The 18,003-nt window shown below is 61.9% G+C and carries 14 protein-coding genes; 13 read left to right on the forward strand and 1 reads right to left on the reverse strand.

The window, feature by feature from the left end:
• Positions 1-83: 83 nt before the first annotated feature.
• The 6 genes from NKH41_RS07560 to NKH41_RS07585 all read left to right on the forward strand — a co-directional run bounded on the left by NKH41_RS07560 (position 84) and on the right by NKH41_RS07585 (position 5,925).
• Positions 84-968 carry a dihydrodipicolinate synthase family protein gene (locus NKH41_RS07560; RefSeq protein ID WP_352768673.1) on the forward strand — a complete coding sequence of 295 codons (885 nt, stop codon included), beginning with the start codon at positions 84-86 and terminating at the stop codon, positions 966-968.
• A gap of 39 nt (positions 969-1,007) precedes the next feature.
• Positions 1,008-1,667 carry a GntR family transcriptional regulator gene (locus NKH41_RS07565; protein WP_023674176.1) on the forward strand — a complete coding sequence of 220 codons (660 nt, stop codon included), beginning with the start codon at positions 1,008-1,010 and terminating at the stop codon, positions 1,665-1,667.
• Between the two features lie 61 nt (positions 1,668-1,728).
• Positions 1,729-3,066, forward strand: a complete 1,338-nt coding sequence (locus tag NKH41_RS07570; RefSeq protein WP_023674177.1) for an extracellular solute-binding protein — start codon at positions 1,729-1,731, stop codon at positions 3,064-3,066.
• A gap of 35 nt (positions 3,067-3,101) precedes the next feature.
• On the forward strand, positions 3,102-4,004 hold the full coding sequence (locus tag NKH41_RS07575; RefSeq protein WP_352476784.1) for a carbohydrate ABC transporter permease: 903 nt from the start codon (positions 3,102-3,104) through the stop codon (positions 4,002-4,004).
• Entirely contained in the window at positions 4,005-4,826 is an 822-nt protein-coding gene (locus NKH41_RS07580; protein ID WP_023674179.1) for a carbohydrate ABC transporter permease, read from the forward strand.
• A 40-nt stretch (positions 4,827-4,866) separates the two neighbouring features.
• A complete protein-coding gene (locus NKH41_RS07585) occupies positions 4,867-5,925 on the forward strand; it encodes an ABC transporter ATP-binding protein (RefSeq protein WP_352768671.1) in 1,059 nt (352 codons plus the stop codon).
• Positions 5,926-6,063: 138 nt separating this feature from the next.
• On the opposite strand, the gene NKH41_RS07590 is transcribed toward NKH41_RS07585, so the two are convergent.
• Positions 6,064-6,510 (reverse strand): hypothetical protein, encoded by a 447-nt coding sequence (locus NKH41_RS07590; RefSeq protein ID WP_352777557.1) that lies wholly within the window; start codon positions 6,508-6,510, stop codon positions 6,064-6,066.
• Positions 6,511-6,763: 253 nt separating this feature from the next.
• On the opposite strand from NKH41_RS07590, the gene NKH41_RS07595 reads away from it, so the two are divergent.
• From NKH41_RS07595 to NKH41_RS07625, 7 genes are all read left to right on the forward strand, one after another.
• On the forward strand, positions 6,764-7,858 hold the full coding sequence (locus NKH41_RS07595; RefSeq protein ID WP_352768665.1) for an HlyD family secretion protein: 1,095 nt from the start codon (positions 6,764-6,766) through the stop codon (positions 7,856-7,858).
• Positions 7,859-7,932: 74 nt separating this feature from the next.
• Entirely contained in the window at positions 7,933-9,435 is a 1,503-nt protein-coding gene (locus NKH41_RS07600) for an MFS transporter (protein ID WP_352768663.1), read from the forward strand.
• Between the two features lie 402 nt (positions 9,436-9,837).
• The gene (locus NKH41_RS07605) at positions 9,838-12,966 is read left to right on the forward strand and encodes a PAS domain-containing protein (RefSeq protein ID WP_352768660.1); all 3,129 of its coding nucleotides are present in this window, start codon (positions 9,838-9,840) and stop codon (positions 12,964-12,966) included.
• 373 nt (positions 12,967-13,339) lie between these two features.
• Positions 13,340-16,177, forward strand: a complete 2,838-nt coding sequence (locus NKH41_RS07610) for a sensor histidine kinase (RefSeq protein ID WP_352768930.1) — start codon at positions 13,340-13,342, stop codon at positions 16,175-16,177.
• Complete coding sequence (locus NKH41_RS07615) at positions 16,174-16,815, forward strand: response regulator transcription factor (RefSeq protein ID WP_352470618.1); 642 nt, start codon at positions 16,174-16,176, stop codon at positions 16,813-16,815. The genes NKH41_RS07610 and NKH41_RS07615 overlap by 4 nt, the downstream gene beginning before the upstream one ends.
• Before the next feature lie 2 nt (positions 16,816-16,817).
• Positions 16,818-17,207, forward strand: coding sequence for a response regulator (locus NKH41_RS07620; RefSeq protein WP_352768657.1), 390 nt, complete (start codon positions 16,818-16,820; stop codon positions 17,205-17,207).
• Positions 17,197-17,880, forward strand: coding sequence for a response regulator transcription factor (locus NKH41_RS07625; RefSeq protein WP_031211078.1), 684 nt, complete (start codon positions 17,197-17,199; stop codon positions 17,878-17,880). Before NKH41_RS07620 ends, NKH41_RS07625 begins: the two co-directional genes overlap by 11 nt.
• The last annotated feature ends 123 nt before the right edge of the window (positions 17,881-18,003 follow it).

Consider the following 18,003-nt stretch of genomic DNA (forward strand, 5'->3'; position numbering starts at 1 on the left):
CCGAGTTGGCAACATCACCCGTTTACACCTGACATGTTAGCGTGCTAACGCTACGTCCGCATGGATTTTCAACGGAGATCGCATTGGCTTCCCGCTTTGGTCTTTCGGTTGCCCTGACCACACCCTTCGACCCGTCGGGGCAGATAGCGCTCGCGCCGATGATCGCGCATGCCCGAGCCTGCCTTGGCGCCGGCTGCAGCAGCGCGACGCTGTTCGGCACCACCGGCGAAGGAGCCTCGGTCGGCACCGACGAGCGACGGATCGTCACCGAGGCCATGCTGGCGGGCGGTATTCCGCCACATCAGCTCGTCGCCGGAGTGCTGGTCGATGCAGCCGAAGATGCCGCCGATCAGGCCCGGCACGCTTTGCAGCGCGGCGTTCGCAACATTCTGCTCGCTCCGCCGAGCTACTTCAAGAATGTCGGCGAGGACGGGCTGTTCGGATGGTTTTCCGCCGTCTTCGCCGCACTCGGTCCGCTGGCGCGCGACGTGCTGCTCTATAACATCCCCTCAGTCACCATGGTGCCGCTCCCGCTTGGGCTGATCGGCCGGCTGCGCGCCGCTTTTCCCGCTGTGGTGGCCGGGGTGAAGGATTCCGGCGGGGACTGGAGCTACAGTGAGGCGCTGCTTGAGGCGCACGGCGATCTGGTGATCCTCATCGGCGACGAACGGCATCTGGCGAGAAGCGTGCGCCGCGGCGGACAGGGCGCGATTTCCGGCATGGCTAATTTTGTTACCGGCGAAATCCGGGCAATGGTCGAAAACGGAGGCGACGACCCACGCGTCGAAGACTTCGTGCTCGAATTGCTCAAATACCCGGTCACGCCGGCGGTGAAGGTCATGGTCGCGCGCAAGACCGGCGACGAGCGCTGGCTGGCGGTCCGCCCGCCCCTAGAGGCGATCGATCCGCAGGGACAGCGGCAGCTTGCCGCTGCCTACGACAGGCTGTTTGCGACAGAGGCGGCCTGACCGACAAGGCCGGGTTGACCGACAAGGAAGCGAGCTGAAGTGGAAGACGGCAGCGAACCGATCACTCTCCGGGAGAAGGCCTATGCCAGCTTCACGCGGCATTTGCTGGCCCGCGATCTGCGGCCGGGGCAGTTCGTGTCACAGCGCGAACTGGTCGCTTTCACCGGGCTGCCGCTGGGTGCCATTCGCGAGATCGTCCCGCGTCTCGAGGCCGAGGGACTGCTGACCACCATCCCGCAGCGCGGCATGCAGATCGCGCATATCGATATCAATCTGATCCGCGAGGCGTTCCAGTTTCGGTTGTTCATGGAACGCGAGGCAGTGGCGCTATTCACGACCAGCGCTTCTGATGCCGAACTTGCCCGCATGCGGCGCGAACATGAAGAGATGCTGGCTCAAGCTCTCGGGCAGGCGCCGACGCCGGAAATGGAAGCCAAGGCCCAGAACATCGACTGGGCGATGCACGACACCTTCATCAATGCGCTCGGCAACGAGATTATCGCCAAGGCCTATCTGGTCAACTCCGTGAAAATCCGGCTGATCCACCAGGAGCGTTTCCGCATCGACGGTCGTGTGGTGCCGGTGATGCGCGAACATTTGGCGGTCATCGAAGCCATGGAGAGCCGCAATCCGCAAAAAGCGGTTGAAGCGATCAGTCTGCATATCGACAATGCGCGCCGGCTGGCGCTCCAGATCTGAGGAAATATAGCCGCGCCGCGGTTCGCGGCGCATCCACAACGACAGCAACCGGGAGGAAGAAATGTCGTCCAATCTGTTCAACCCAACCAGGAGGCAACTCCTTGCCGGAACCGCGGCGCTAACCGCTGCCGGCCTTGTGGGGCTTCGCCCCGGCTTTGCCGCAGGCGTTGACTGGAAACGCTTTGCCGGGACGACGCTTGACGTCAATCTGGTGAAAAGCCCACGCAGCGACACCATCCTGAAATATCTCGCCGAGTTCGAGGAACTGACCGGCATCAAGGTCAATGCCGAGGCAACGCCCGAGCAGCAGCAGCGCCAGAAGACGGTGATCGAGTTGAGCTCGGGCAAGCCGAGCTTCGACGTCGTGCATCTGAGCTACCACGTGCAGAAGCGCCAGTTCGAGAAGGGTGGCTGGCTGGCCGACATCGCCGGCTATCTCGCCGATCCGTCGCTCACCGACCCGGCGCTGGTCGAAAGCGACTTCGCCGAAGCCGGCATGCTGTTTGCCAAGGACGGCCAGGGCGTGCTGCGCTCGCTACCGTTCTCGGTGGACTACTGGATCCTGTATTGGAACAAGGAGCTGTTCGAGGCCAAGGGCCTCAAATACCCAGAGACCTTCGAGCAACTGGTGGCAGCCGCCGAAGCGCTGACCGACCCCTCGACCAATACATACGGCTTCGTCGCCCGCGGGCTCAAGAACGCAAACACGCCGGTGTGGACGTCGCTGATGCTCGGCTACGACATGACGCCGCTAGATGACAAGGGCAAGCTGCGCACCGAGGCTCCCGAGGCGATCGAGGCGGCCGCGCTCTATCAAAGATTGATGACCAAGTCCGCCCCTCCGGGCGTTACCGGGTTCAACTGGGCCGAAGCACAGTCGGCCTTCCTGCAGGGCAAGATCGGCATGTGGCTCGACGGCGTGGGTTTTGCCCCGCCGATGGAAAATCCGGAAAAATCGAGGGTGGTCGGCAAGGTCGGTTACGGCGTGATGCCCAAGGGTCCCAAGGCGCATGCCTCGGGCACCTTCGGCGACGGGATTGGCGTTACCGCCGCCAGCGAGAAGAAGGAGGCTGCCTATCTGTTCTGCCAGTGGGCGGTATCGCCAACCATGGGTGCACGGCTGTTGCAGGCCGGCGCCGGCGTTCCGTTCCGCAAATCCGTGCTGGAGGATCCCAAGGTGCGCGAAGGCGTTACCATGCCGGCAAGCTGGCTTGATGCCGTGGTCGGCTCGGGCAATATCAGTCGGCTGGCACTGCCGGTCATCATCCCGGTCACGGAATTCCGCGACATCTATGGCGTGGCGCTGACCAACATGATTGCCGGCGCCGATCCCGCCGCGGAGCTGAAGAAGGCCACCGAACAGTTCCAGCCGGTTCTCGACAGGAGCGAGCAGGGCTGATGTCGGCCACCACCCCAGAACAGACCGGGGTGACGATGCCGGTTATCGACGGGAGCCAGACGATCCGGCTGGCTCCCAACTACTGGCCTTTCGTTGTCCCCGCACTTGTCGTCGTCGGCGCCGTCATCGTTTTCCCCTGGGCTTTCACCCTGTGGATGAGCGTCAATCGCTGGACGCTCGGCCAGTCGCGGAGCTTTGCCGGGATGGAAAACTATCTCCGCCTGGCCAGCGACCCACGTTTCTGGGAATCCCTTGTTCATACGTTGACCTACACCTTTCTCTCGGTTGCAGCGCCGATGCTGCTGGGCACTCTGGCCGCCCTGATCTTCGATGCCAGGTTTCCGCTGCGCGGCTTGCTGCGCGGCGTCTTCGTCATGCCGATGATGGCGACACCCGTTGCCGTCGCACTGGTTTGGACAATGATGTTCCATCCTCAGCTTGGCGTGCTCAACTACCTGCTGTCGCTGGTCGGCATCCCGGCTCAGGAATGGATATTCAACGCCAACACGGTCATCCCGTCGCTGGTTGCGGTCGAGACCTGGCAGTGGACGCCGCTGGTCATGCTGATCGTGCTTGGCGGGCTGGCCTCGGTGCCGCGCGAGCCCTTCGAAAGCGCCGAGATCGACGGCGCCAATGCCTGGCAGCAATTCCGCTATCTCACTCTGCCGATGATCGCGCCGTTCCTGATGATCGCGGTCATCATTCGCACCATCGATGCGCTGAAGAGCTTCGACATCATCTACGCGATGACCCAGGGCGGGCCGGGAACGGCGTCGGAGACCATCAACATCTATCTCTACAACACCGCCTTCTCCTACTACGATATCGGCTACGGTTCGGCCATGGCCGTGGTGTTCTTCGTCGTCATCGTGGCCCTGTCTTTTGTCCTGCTGATGCTGCGCCAACGCTCGCAGTGGATTGACACGGAGGGCAAATAGATGAGTTCACGGCTGCTCAACCAGATCGGTCTGTTTTTCGCTGCCTTGGTTTTCGTCTCGCCGGCGATCCTGTTCTTCCTCTGGATGATCTCTCTGTCGCTGAAGTTCGAAATCGACAACGGTGCCTATCCGCCGATCCTGATCCCCGAACGTTTCGCCTGGTCGAACTATGTAAAGGTGTTCGAGGAGAACAATTTCCTGCTCTATCTCTGGAATTCGGTTCTGGTGACCGGTACGGCGACCTTACTGGCACTGTTGATCGGCGTACCGGCCGGTTACGGCATCGCGCGGCTCAAGGCCGAGAGATCCGCCGTCGTCATCATGATCGCCCGCATGACGCCTGGGCTATCCTATCTCATCCCGCTGTTTCTGCTGTTCCAATGGATCGGGATACTCGGCACGCTGTGGCCGCAGATCATCATCCATCTGGTGGTGACGGTGCCGATCGTGGTGTGGGTGATGATCGGTTATTTCGAGACCACGCCGATGGAACTGGAAGAGGCGGCCAACATCGACGGCGCCAGCTCCTGGCAGGTTTTCCGGCTGGTTGCCCTGCCCATCGCCAAGCCGGGCATCGTCGTCGCCTTCATCCTGTCCGTGATCTTCTCGTGGAACAATTTCGTCTTCGGCGTGGTGCTCGCCAGCCGTGAGACGCGCACACTGCCGGTCGCCGTCTACAACATGCTGTCCTACGAGCAGGTGAGCTGGGGGCCGCTCGCCGCGGCGGCGCTGGTGGTGACGTTGCCGGTGCTGATCCTGACCATGTTCGCGCAAAGGCAGATCGTGGCGGGGCTGACCGCCGGCGCCGTCAAGGGCGGTTGAGCGCGCGCCCGGACATCACTCTTTTTCCAGGAAAGATCCAATGGCATCGGTAACGATCAACAACGTGCAGAAGGCCTTCGGGGCCACCAAGATCATTCACGACGTCAGCGTCGACATCGCCGACGGCGAATTCGTCATCCTGGTCGGCCCGTCGGGATGCGGAAAATCGACGCTGCTGCGCATGATCGCAGGCCTTGAGACGATCTCCGGCGGGAAGATCGCCATCGGCGAACGCATGGTCAACAATCTGCGCGCGCGGGACCGGAACATCGCCATGGTGTTCCAGAATTATGCGCTCTATCCGCATATGACCGTTGCCGACAACATGGGCTTTGCCCTCAAGATCAAGAAAGCCGACCCGGCCGACACCGCTGGCCGGGTCCGGAAGGCAGCCGGCATCCTCGGCCTGGAAAAGCTGCTTGACCGCTATCCGCGCCAGCTTTCGGGCGGCCAGCGCCAGCGCGTCGCCATGGGCCGCGCGATCGTACGTGACCCGCAGGTCTTTCTGTTCGACGAGCCGCTCTCCAACCTCGACGCCAAGTTGCGCGTCCAGATGCGCGGCGAGATCAAGGCCCTGCACCAGCGGCTGGGTACCACGACGATCTATGTCACGCACGACCAGATCGAGGCCATGACGATGGCCGACAAGATCGTCGTGCTGCATGACGGCCTGGTCGAGCAGATCGGCGCGCCGCTGGACCTCTACGACCATCCGGCCAACCTCTTCGTTGCCGGTTTCATCGGCTCGCCCGCCATGAACTTCATTGCCGGCCGCATCGAGGAGGGCGTGTTCCGCAGCGCCGGCGGGTTGATCCTGCCGTTGCCGGAAGGCGCCCGGCCGGTGGATGCCGCAGGACGCGAACTCGTCTACGGCATTCGCCCGGAACATATCCGGGCAACCGGGCAAGGCGTGCCGGGCACGATCACGCTTCTCGAGGCGACAGGCTCGGAAATCTTCGCCAGGGTCGACTGCTCCGGTGAAGAAATTTCCTGCCTTTTCCGAGAAAGGCTTGCGCTCAGGCAGGGCGAAGGGGTGCGGATCGAGATCGACCGCGCATGTGCGCATCTGTTCGACGCAGCAACCGGTCGGCGTATCTGACCCAATGGTCTGGTGAATGCGTGGTCGGCCTTAGGTCGGCAACGCGAATTCACCGGCGACTTCGATGGCGCGGCCTTCGCGGGCCGATCTCTGGGCGGGCGAGACCCATGACGACGGCCCACCAGCCGTCTTGCAAGGTCACTTCCACTTTGCCTTGTTCGCGCACCGCAGCGGTGAAGCGGGCGTGCTCGAAATAGTCGAACCGCTAGGGTCGCCTGCCTCGAGCAGCCGGGGGTCGACGGGAATCTCCAGCAGGCGTGGTCCAGGCGGATTGCGCGGACTGACGATCAACTGGGGCACCGGCGCAGGGCCAAGCTGGGTCGGCCAGAAACGGCCTGGTCCGGGAACCAGACATTCGATCTTTCCGTCGCCGCCGACAGCGCAGAGTTGCTCCTGGTAGCGGCTGCCCTCGGCAAACATGCAGAGTTTCCAGCATGGCGCGCGCGCCGCGAGGGCGCTCTCTGCGATCATTGCTGCCACAGGATGATCCGGAAACGCTTCAAAGTGAATTTTCTCGTGGGCGGTCTTCGGCACTACGGAGATCCGCGCCGGATGTTCGCGCGCCTGAATCCGGCTGACCGACAATACGACCTGTGCTGAGGTTCAGTACGAACTACCGATCAGGGCAGATGGGATGTTCGTCCGCGTGATAGCGGCGAGGCGTGAAATCCGCGATCGTTCTGCAGTTCTGCTTTGCTGCAGAGCCGCAGCTCGACGGAGACGTTCTCGTGAACCTGTACTGCGCACCGTGCGTTTGCAGCCTTGCCGAACATCTCGCTCTTCGGGAGGCGGATACCTCCTTCGATAGCGAGCGCATCGACCGGGTGTCGAGGCAATCATGAGCCGAGCCCGCAAGATCGCAATCGCTATCGTCGCCCTTATGGTGATTCCAATGGCAGCTATTTGGAGCTGGCAATGGTTCACGCGGGGCCGGTTCGAGGAAACGACCGATAACGCCTATCTCCGCGGAGACATTACCAGCATCGCGCCGAAGCTCGCCGGTTACGTCGTCGAAGTCGACATAGACGACAATGCCGGTGTGTCAAAGGGTGCTGTCCTGTTTCGCATCGACGACAGCGACTACAAGGCCAAGGCAGAGCAGGCGAAAGCCAACGTCGCCGCCCGGCAGGCGGAAATCGCCAACATCAAGGCGACCCGTGAACTGCAGGACGCATTGATCGCGCAGGCTGAGGCGCAGAAGCAATCTGCCGCAGCCGACCTGCAATTCGCCCGCGCCAACCTGAACCGCTACGTCACGCTGCAGAAGAACGGGACCGCAAGCGATCAGAAGCTGCAGGATGCGCAGGCCGGCCATGACAAGGCAAAGGCATCGCTGGACGGTGCAGAGGCCAATCTGCTGGCTCAAAAATTGAAGCTCGGTGTTCTGGATGCACAGTTGTCCGGTGCGCAGGCAGCCCTGTCCCAGGCACAGGCAGCGCTCGACCTGGCAATGCTCGACCTGGCCAACACCGTCGTGAGGGCCCCGGTCGGCGGCATCGTCGGTAATCGCCAGATCCGTGTCGGCCGTTATGTCACCCCAGGGACAGCAGCCTTGGACATCGTTCCGGTTAACGATGTCTGGATCGTCGCCAACTTCAAGGAAACACAGCTGAAGCAGGTTGAGATCGGCCAACGGGTCCGCGTCATGGTTGATGAATATCCAGATCTGCAAATCGACGGCCTTGTCGACAGCTTCGCTCCCGGTAGCGGCGCGGCATTCAGCCTGCTGCCGCCGGACAACGCCACCGGAAACTTCATCCGCGTCGTCCAACGCGTGCCGGTCAAGATCAGGATGACGCGCAATCCGTTGCCCGGCCGCCTGGTTCCGGGACTCTCGGCTCGTGTTGCCATCACCGTCGGCACCAGGGATGCTCCGGCTGTAGCGCAGGAAATGCAGACAGGCGGGATTGCGGACGGGCGCTCAGCACAATGATGCACCTCGCCGAAACGGCGGCTGTGCAGCGCCATCCCGGTACATTGCGCGCTTGCTTGATAGCAACCGGCGTCGTGCTGGCCGCCTTCATGGACGCGGTCGCATCCACTGCACTGTCCATCGGCCGGATCGACATGCTCGGCGACACCTACGCAACGTTGGACGAACTGGCGATGATCGACGTTGTTTTCATCGCGGCCAAGCTGACGGCGTTCCTTGTCGCTCCGCTACTTGTGACGGCAGCCAGGCCGACCGCCTGCCTGCGCGCGGCGGTTGTCGCCCTTCTGCTGGCATCCGCGGCCTTGACGTTGTCAGTGGACCTCACCTGGATTTGCATCTGCCGCATTGTCCAAGGGCTGGCTGGCGGCACAGTTCTCGTCGCCAGCCAGACACTGCTGTTCTTTCGGTTCCCGCACCGGCATCAGCCGGTCGTTCAGGCGGTTTTTGCCGTAGGCGCCGTCATGGCTCCGACGTCCGTCACGCCAGCCCTGCAGGGCTGGCTTGTCGACCATCTGACCTGGGAGTGGATATTCCTGAGCATCATTCCGCTCGGCATCGTCTCCCTTGTCCTGTTGGCGGCGGACGGCGATCGGACCTTTTGGCGGAAAACCAGGTTTCCTGCCGTCAGGATATTGTTGCTCGGCATCAGCGCCGCGCTTTTGACCTACGTCCTGCTGCAAGGCAGCAGGTTCAACTGGTTCGACGACACCGACATCACCTTCCTTGCCGCAACCGGTATGACGGCTGCCGGCCTCCTGGCCGTCTGGGAGACCCGCTTTCGTTCAGAAGGCTCACTGCTGGCCATCTCGCCCCTTGGCAATCCGGACTTTCGCTTTGGCCTTCTCGTCAGCTTCGTCGCCGGCTCTGCCCTTTCAGGCAGCGCCTATCTTCTTCCGGCTTTTGCCCTCAACGTGCTCGATTTTACCGCGACGGGCGCAGGAGTGCTTCTGCTGCCCAGCGGAGCCATGCTCGCGCTTGGACTTCTGTTGTCCGGCTTCGTCATCCAAAGGACCGGGATGCGCCCGATCACGCTTGCGCCATTTGGCATTCTGCTCTTCGCAGGTGCCATGTGGCTGCTGTCCGCTTCGACGAGCGGTAGCGGATCACCGGACCTGACCCTTGCTCTGCTGCTGCGAGGATTCGGCCTCGGCCTTCTGTTCGTGGCACTGACGCTGGTTACGCTGCAGGGCCTTGCCGCCAATGCGTTGCCGTTTGGCATCGGGCTGTTCAACTTCGGCAAGCAGGTGGGCGGTCTGACCGGCACAGCCCTCTTGCAAACGTATATTGATCACCAGAATGTCCACAACCGGACGATACTGGCGTCCCACCTCGTCAATGGCGATCCAGCCGTAGACCAGCGCTTGAAAGCAACTGCGAACGCTCTGGCGAACAGTGTCGACAGCACTGCGGCGACAAAAGCCGCCCTGCCGCTGCTGCAGCGCGCGCTTGAGAAGCAGGTCGCCACGATCTCGTTCGACGAAGCTTTCTTCGCGCTCGTCCTGCTGTTCGCGGTCGCTGCGCCCTGTCTCATTGTCGCCAAACAATTGCTCGGCCGCCAAGCCGCTCCGCAGAACTAAAACCGCGTCCACGCCCTGTACTTTGGAACAGATGTATTGGTCGGGAGAGGCGTCCAGATTATCTCATGAGCCGTGTTAATCGGACGAGACAGGGATGACGAATGCAGAGGTTTTTCCGGTTTCACTCTGCAGCCGACGAAGAGGCAGCCGAGCGTCTTACCTGTCCGGCTCGTATTCCCAGTGGTAGGTGTTGATGCATCGATCCGCGTCGCTCCTCGCGCGAGGCCATCGTTAGGGCCCCGCAGCGCGATAACTCCGCGCAATGCATGGATTTCCATGAGATGCAGCCGAGGCATGGCGGAACTAGATTTAGGCGGTGAGTTCGCCTGTCCAGATATTGAAAACAAGTGCTATATCAAGCGCTGACCGTCCCAAGGCTTTTTTGTCCGACAGGAGAAGCCAATGACAGCAGCGTCCAACTCACTTGACGAAATCGAGCCCGAAGCAACGCTTGCGCTGCAAATCATCGAGAGCATGCCCGGCCACGCGTGGGCAGCCGATGCCGCCGGAAGATTCACCTATGTCAGCCCAAACACGCTGGCGTTCCTCGGCAACATGCATGAGGATCTCAACACTTCCGAAGACGACGATGATTTCGGCTGGCGTCGAGCCGTCCATCCCGACGATTATGATCCCGTAGCCGCCAGATGGCGGCATTGCCTCGAAACCGGCGATCCCTATGATACCGAGCATCGCCTGCGGCGCGCCGATGGCGTCTATCGCTGGTATCGAAGCTCAGGACGACCATTTCGCGATAGCCAGGGGCGCATCGTTCAATGGTACGGCACGACAATAGACATTGAGGATCAGATGCGGGCCGAGTCAGCATTGCGCGACCGGGAGCGGGAACTCTCGCAGCTCGTGGACATGGTCCCGAGTCACATCTGGCGGCTCGATCCCGATGGCGAGCCGATCTTCTTCAATGGGCGCATGGTCGACTTTCTCGGCCTCGATGTAGCGGATCTGGACCGACCGGGCATGAGCCGGCTGGCGGTGATGCTACAGGCCGCCGTTCATCCGGACGACGCGGCAGCATTCGGCGATGCACTTCGTGGTTGCTTCGCTACCGGTGCGAGCTTCGCCATGCGCTATCGCCTGCGCCGTGCCGATGGCGTCTATCGCTGGATGTCGAGCCGGGCGGAGCCGATGCGCGATGACGCTGGCCGCATCGTCCAGTGGTACGGCCTCTGTCACGACATAGACGATCAGATGCACGCCGAAGCGGCGTTGCGGCAGAGCGAGCAGCAACTTCAGCACATGATCGACGCCGTGCCGGTCCGCATCTGGAGTGTGATGCCGACCGGCGGGCCGGTCTACTTCAACAAGCGATACCAGGACCATTTCCGCTCCGTTATCGCGAACTTTGACGCGCTCGGCGAGCCGGGAATCGAAACGTTGCTGCACGAGGTGATTCATCCCGAAGATGCTCCCGAGGTGCAGCACACGTTGCTGCGGTGTTTCGAAACTGGCGGCGGCTCCGCGATGCGGTTTCGCTGGCGCGAAAAAGACGGCACCTATCGCTGGGCTGAGTGCAGGGTCGAGCCGCGACGCGATGACGACGGAACGGTCGTGCAGTGGTACGGGGTTTCTCTCGACATCGACGATGAGGTGCGCGCGCAGGCGGCGTTGCGCAAAAGTGAGCGGCGCCTTCAGCAGCTGATCGACACCGTGCCCGCTTTGATCTGGAGTACGACACGGGAAGGGACGCCTTCCTACGTCAACAAACGGTTCACCGATGTAACCGGGGCCACGCTCCGCGACATCACCGCCCCGGACGGCTCGCCGTCGCTGAGCGTGATCCATCCAGACGATATCGACACCGCACGGCAGGCGATCCGCCATTCATTCGCAACGGGCGTGCCTTACGTTCAGAGATATCGCCAGAGGCGGGCCGACGGCGGCTATCGCTGGACCGAGACTCGCGCCGAGCCGCTGCGCGACGAAGATGGCAGCATTCTCCAATGGTACGGCGTGAGCGTCGACATCCATGACTTGGTGACCACGCAAGCCGCGTTGCACGACCGGGAACGAGAGCTCTCGCAACTCGTCAACATGGTTCCGAGCTACCTCTGGCGGCTATCTCCCAACGGTGAGCCGACCTTCTTCAACAAGCGCCTGATAGATTTTCTCGGCCTGGACATAGCGGACGCGGAAAAGCCGGACACGAGCCTGCTGGCGGCCTTCATTGCCACCGTCGTCCATCCCGACGATGCAGCCAGCCTGAAGGAAGCACTCGACAGCTGCTTTGCCACCGGCGAGCGCTTCTTCATGAAGTATCGCCTGCGCCGTGCCGATGGCGTTTATCGTTGGATGGAGGGCCGCGCGGAGCCGCTGCGGGACCAGGGTGGACGCATCGTCCAATGGTACGGCCTTACGCACGACATCGACGATCAGCTGCGCGTCGAAGAGGCGCTGCGCGAGAGAGAACGGGCTCTCTGGCAGCTCGTTGAAACACTGCCGGCAATGATCGATTGCGCCGCGCCGGATGGCGAACCGATATATCGAAGCCAGCAGCTCCGCGAATTCCTCGGATACAATCTTGAGGAATTGGACGAAGCGGGAAAGTCCCGGCTGGCTGGCACACTCGACGCCGGTGTTCATCCCGACGACCTGACAGGTGTCAAAGAGAGATATGCCGATTGTCTGTCCACAGGCGAGCCGTATGCGCGACGGCACCGTCTGCGGCGCTTCGATGGTGAATATCGCTGGGTCGAGACGCGCGCCGCGCCGATGCGCAACGCTGAAAGCGCCATAGTGCAGTGGAACGTTATCTGTCTCGACATCGAAAATGAGGTGCGGACACAAGAGGAGCTTCGGCTGGCACAAGAGAGACTTGCGCGTGCGAGCCAGGCGGCGAGCCTTGCCGAACTCTCCGCATCCATCGCTCATGAGGTGAACCAGCCGCTGGCCGCCATCGTCGCCAACTCCAACGCATGCCACCGTTGGCTGTCCGCCGAGCCCCCGAACGTCGAGCGCGCGAAGATCACGGCCGAGCGTATCATCCGCGATGCCAACTCGGCGGCGGATGTCGTCAGCCGCATCCGTGCCTTGTTCAGACCTTCGCTTGAAATGAGAACCAGCACGCCGATCCCCAGCGTCGTTGCCGAAGCACGTGACCTTATGGCCGAGGAAGCCATGCGGCGTCGCGTTCGCATGGACATCGACGTCGAAAGCGACCTTCCGCTGGTTGCGTTCGATCGCGTCCAGATCCAGCAGGTCCTGGTCAACCTCATTCGCAACGGCATGGAGGCGATGGACACCACGGCGGGCGACAAGGTTCTCGGAATGCGCGTGCGCCGGATAGAGGACACGATCCAGACCGAGGTCAGCGACCGCGGCCCGGGTATCGAACGTCCCAACAAGATATTCGAGCCGTTCTTTACAACGAAAGGGAACGGAATGGGCATGGGGCTCGCGATCTCCCGTTCGATCATCGAGTCTCACGGCGGACGCCTTTGGGCGGAGAATAGCGTGCCGCGTGGGGCGATATTCATCTTCACCCTCCCGGTTGAAGCGAAAGCTGCGCAATAACTGGCGGCGCTCAGTAAGCGCTTGGTTTTTCGGCTCTCGGTGAAGGGGCGCCGCCGCCCCGTGCAATGCATGGATTTCCATGAGGTGCGGTTGGGGCGTGGCGGGATTAGGGTGGCGACGTGAGTCCGTCAGCCCAGTCCAGCTATCAAGAGCAAGTGCTACACGAAGCGCCGACAATCTCCAGAGTTTGTTTGTCCGTTAGGGGCACCCGATGACGATAGCGCCCAACTCACTTGGCGAGACCGATTCCAGCGCAACGCTCGCGTTAGCGCATGACTTGAACCGATCCGGACCGGGAAGTGGCCGACCTTTCGCGACGAATGAACCGGGCCTGATTCGCGGCAACATGATCAGCGATCTTGGAAGAGGCAGGTTGTCGCGCGTCTGGTCGCACCGTCCCCAATTCCTGCATCTGGGGCTTTTTATTACGGCCTATGTCCTAGGCTGCGGCTTCGCCCAGTCGCTCGCAATCATACCTGGAACAGGGATTTCCATTTGGCCTCCGAGCGGGCTTTTCATCGCTACTCTTGTCTTCGCCTCCAGGTATAGCTGGCCGTGGTGGGTGCTGGGGGCCTGTGTGGCAGAACTGTTCAGCAACTTCTTGTGGTTCCACACTCCGCTGCCCGCGGCCTTCCTGATCTTTGCCGGCAACGCTCTTGAAGCGGTGGCCGGCGCATGGCTTGTGAACCAGACCTGCAAGCGCCCAGTTCGGCTGGAAACGTTGCGGGACGTTCTCGCATTCGTCGTACTGGCCGCTGGAATTGCGCCAGTTGCAAGCGCAACGGTGGGAAGTGCGGCGCTTGCTTGGTTTGGCATACAATCGCAAACCTTTGTGACGGCTTGGCCGCTGTGGTGGATCGGAGACGCGACGGGAGTCCTGATCGTAGCGCCACTGGCGCTGGTCGTGTTCCAGAACTGGCGCGGAAAAGCGCAGCTCTCGGCAGCGCGATGGATGGAAGCTTGCGTCCTGGGGCTGATCTTTCTTGGTATCGCCGCCCTTTCCTTGAGCGGCTATCTGCCCTTCGCCTACATCATCATGCCGCCTCTTCTTTGGGCCGCGGTGCGTTTTGAGTTCAGAGGCGCCGCCGTAGCATTGACCGTCCTCGCTCTGATCACGGCGGTATTCACGATATCCGGCGCCAGCCAATTTGCCGGCGATCCCGAGTCCCAGAAGCACAACCAGATCATGCTGCAGCTTTTTCTGGCCATCTCTGCATTTTCGGCGCTCGTCGTGGCCGCCATATCCCGGCAGCATCAGGCGGCGGTGCTCACTTTGCGCCAAAGTGTGGAGACCTTGCGGGAGCGGGAGCGAGAACTCTCGTTGCTGGTCGAAATGATCCCCGCTCACATCGCCCGTATGGCGCCCAACGGCGAACCAACCTTCTTCAGCAAGCGCACGACAGACTATGTCGGCCTCAACGACATCGCGGACTGGGACAAGCCGGGCACGAGCCGCCTGGCGACCGTAGTCGCGGCAGCCGTCCATCCCGACGATGGACCCAGGATGAGAGAATGGCTCAGCCGCTCCCTCGCCACCGGCGAACCCTATCCCATAAGGTATCGCCTGCGTCGCGCTGACGGTGTCTACCGCTGGAGGGAGGGTCGCGCCGAGCCGCTGCGGAACCAGAGTGGGGCGATCGTGCAATGGTACACGGCCAGCATCGACATCGACGATGAGGTGCGCGCGCAGGAGGCATTGCGCGACCGGGAGCGGGAGCTCTCGCAGCTTGTCGACATGGTTCCGAGCCACGTTTGGCGCCTGACGCCGGACGGCGAGCCGACCTTTTTCAACAAGCGAATGGTCGACTTTCTCGGCCTTGACGTAACGGATTTGGACAAACAGGGCATCAGCCGGCTGGCGGTGATGATAGCGGCCACCGTCCATCCGGACGACGCAGCAGCATTCGGCGATACGCTCAGTCACTGCCTCGCCACCGGTGAGCGCTTCTCCATGAGGTATCGCTTGCGCCGCGCCGATGGCATCTATCACTGGATGTCGAGCCGGGCGGAGCCGATGCGCGATCACGCTGGCCTGATCGTCCAGTGGTACGGCCTCTGTCACGACATAGACGATCAGATGCAAGCCGAAGAGGCGCTGCGGCGGAGCGAATTGCAGCTTCAGCAGATGATCGACGCTGTGCCGGTCCGCATCTGGAGCGCGGTGCCGACCGGCGGGCCGGTCTACTTCAACAAGCGATACCAGGACCATTTCCGCTCCGTGATCGCCAATTTCGAAACACTCGGAGAGCCGCGCATCGAAGAATTGCTGCAAGAACTGGTTCATCCCGAAGATGCTCCCGAGGTGCTGCGCACGTTGCTGACCTGTTTCGAAACAGGCGGCGGTTCCGCGATGCGGTTTCGCTGGCGCGAAACAGATGGCTATCGCTGGGCGGAGTGCAGGGTCGAGCCGCGGCGAGATGAAGACGGGGCGGTTGTGCAATGGTACGGGGTTTCCCTCGACATCGACAAAGAGGTGCGCGCCCAGGAAGCGCTGCGACAAGCCTCCGACAAACTCGCGCAAGCCACTCAGGCTGCAAGTCTCGCCGAGCTTTCCGCTTCGATCGCGCACGAGGTGAATCAGCCGCTGGCCGCGATCGTCGCCAATTCCCATGCATGCCACCGTTGGCTGTCCGCCGCCCCTCCGAACGTCGAACGCGCGAAGATTACGGCCGAGCGCATAATCCGGGACGCCAATTCGGCGGCGGACGTCGTCAGCCGCATCCGCGCGCTGTTCAAGCAATCCACCGAGACGAGGACCAATGCGACGCTCAGCAGTGTCATCGCAGAGGCACGCGACCTCGTGGCCGAGGAAGCGATGCGGCGGGGCGTTCGCACCAGCGTTGATGTCGGAAGCGACAGTCCGCTAGTCGCGTTCGATCGCGTCCAAATCCAGCAGGTTCTGGTCAATCTCATCCGCAACGGCATGGAGGCGATGGACTCTGGTGCGGATGACGGAGTTATCAGCATCCGCGTGCGCCATATCGGGGATGTTGTCCAGACCGAAGTCAGAGATCGCGGCCGGGGCGTCGAGTTTCCCGACCGGATATTCGAACCGTTCTTTACCACGAAAGAGCAAGGGATGGGCATGGGACTGGCGATCTGCCGTTCGATCATCGAGTCGCACAGCGGGCGTTTATGGGTCGAGAAGAACGAACCACGTGGAGCGACGTTTATCTTCACGTTGCCGATTGAAGCGAAAGCGGCGTCATGACGACGGACGGCCAAATTGTCTTCATCGTTGATGACGATGAACGCATCCGGGAGGCGCTCAGTGAGCTGCTGGCTGCACACGGCATGTGTGCCGTAGCGTTCGGATCGGCGGGCGATTATATCCGCGCTGACAAGCCGGACGTCCCTGCCTGCCTCATCCTCGATATCGAGTTGCCGGATATTAACGGCCTCGATCTGCAGCGGCAGATTGCCGAGGGCGATCATCCGCCGATCGTTTTCCTGACGGGACATGGCGATATCCCGTCCTCGGTGCGTGCGATCAAGCACGGCGCCGTGGATTTCCTGACTAAGCCCTTCAGCGATGCAGACCTCATGGCCGCAATCCATGCGGCGATTGCCCAGGATCGGGTACAGCGATCGGAGCGCGCCGAGCTGGGCGTGTTGAAGCAACGTTATCTCGAGCTGACGCCGCGCGAACGTGAGGTGCTGCCGCTGGTGGTCAGCGGCCTGCTCAACAAGCAGGCCGCCGCTGAACTGGGGATCAGCGAAGTTACGCTGGAAATTCATAGAAGGAACGTCATGCAGAAGATGGTCGCGGCGTCGCTCGCCGACCTCGTTCGCATCGCCGAGCGATTGGGAATACCGATCACGCACTCGCGCCGGGCAGGGGGGAACTGAGGGTGAGCAAGCGGAGGCCTGTCGTGGCGATTGTCGACGATGACCCAAGACTGCTCGAGTCGCTGGAGGACCTTCTGGAGTCCGCCGGCTATATGGCCCGCAGCTTCTCGTCGGCAGGGTCGTTGCTGGTCAGCGGCCTGTCTGGATTGGACATGCTTATCACCGACATCGGGATGCCCGGCATGGACGGCTTTGAACTTCGTGACTTGGTCAAGAAGGCGCGTCCGGATCTGCCTGTGTTCCTGATCACAGGCCGCCACGAGATAGTGGATCAGCACCGCGCCAAGGGCATTGGCAGGCTTTTCCGCAAGCCGTTCGATGGCCAGGCACTGCTTGCGGCGATCGGCGACGCTTTGCGCAACCCAGAAACGGAGGCTAAACATGAGAGTTGACCAATTGCCCTTACCGAGATCGACGCCGTCATCACAGCAGCGAAGGGCTGAAGCCGAGCAGCCGCTGGTCATTATTGTCGATGATGATGCCTCTGTTCGGGAGGCGCTGTCTGAATTGATCCTGTCGGCGGGTTTCCTGCCGGTGTGCTTTACCTCGACCCGTGAATTGCTTGACGCCGACGTGTTGGAGAGCCCCGGCTGCTTGATCCTCGACGTGCGCATGCCAGGGACGAGCGGTCTCGATCTGCAGCACCATCTTGCGAAAAACGGCAACCCCAAACCCATCATCTTCCTGACCGGGCATGGCGACATCCCGATGACTGTCCAGGCGATGAAGGCCGGCGCCGTGGACTTTCTCACCAAACCGGTGCGGGATCAGACGCTGCTTGACGCTGTGATCGCCGGCATTGCGGTGGATGCCAAGCGGCGGGCGGATGCCGTGATCGTCAAGCGCAACATCGAGCGCGTCGAGACGCTGACGCCGCGCGAGCGCGAGGTCCTGCGTGAAGTGGCGCGCGGGCGCCTCAACAAGCAGATCGCCTTCGACCTCGGCATCAGTGAAGTGACGGTCAAGCTTCACCGCGGCAATGTCATGCGCAAGATGGAAGCCGCTTCCATCGGTGAGCTGATCCGGGCGTGGGAAACGCTGCCCGCGCCGATGCGCGAGGTCTAGAATTTGGCACAAGCCGATCCATGCCCCATCCAATAGGATCGCCCGGCGCGCCGGGCCTTTTCAGGTGCTTTCTCAGCGCGCCCAGGCCTTCCTGCCTGTTGATACGCTCGTGCTGCTGCGGGT

It is taken from the genome of Mesorhizobium sp. M1169 (assembly GCF_040318345.1).
Lineage (GTDB): Bacteria > Pseudomonadota > Alphaproteobacteria > Rhizobiales > Rhizobiaceae > Mesorhizobium.

Excerpts from the sequence above, each read along its gene's own strand:
- NKH41_RS07570 (WP_023674177.1), top strand. The coding sequence starts at position 1,729 with ATGTCGTCCAATCTGTTCAACCCAACCAGGAGGCAACTCCTTGCCGGA.
- NKH41_RS07615 (WP_352470618.1), top strand. The coding sequence starts at position 16,174 with ATGACGACGGACGGCCAAATTGTCTTCATCGTTGATGACGATGAACGC.
- NKH41_RS07580 (WP_023674179.1), top strand. The coding sequence starts at position 4,005 with ATGAGTTCACGGCTGCTCAACCAGATCGGTCTGTTTTTCGCTGCCTTG.
- NKH41_RS07625 (WP_031211078.1), top strand. The coding sequence starts at position 17,197 with ATGAGAGTTGACCAATTGCCCTTACCGAGATCGACGCCGTCATCACAG.
- NKH41_RS07585 (WP_352768671.1), top strand. The coding sequence starts at position 4,867 with ATGGCATCGGTAACGATCAACAACGTGCAGAAGGCCTTCGGGGCCACC.
- NKH41_RS07575 (WP_352476784.1), top strand. The coding sequence starts at position 3,102 with ATGCCGGTTATCGACGGGAGCCAGACGATCCGGCTGGCTCCCAACTAC.
- NKH41_RS07605 (WP_352768660.1), top strand. The coding sequence starts at position 9,838 with ATGACAGCAGCGTCCAACTCACTTGACGAAATCGAGCCCGAAGCAACG.
- NKH41_RS07595 (WP_352768665.1), top strand. The coding sequence starts at position 6,764 with ATGAGCCGAGCCCGCAAGATCGCAATCGCTATCGTCGCCCTTATGGTG.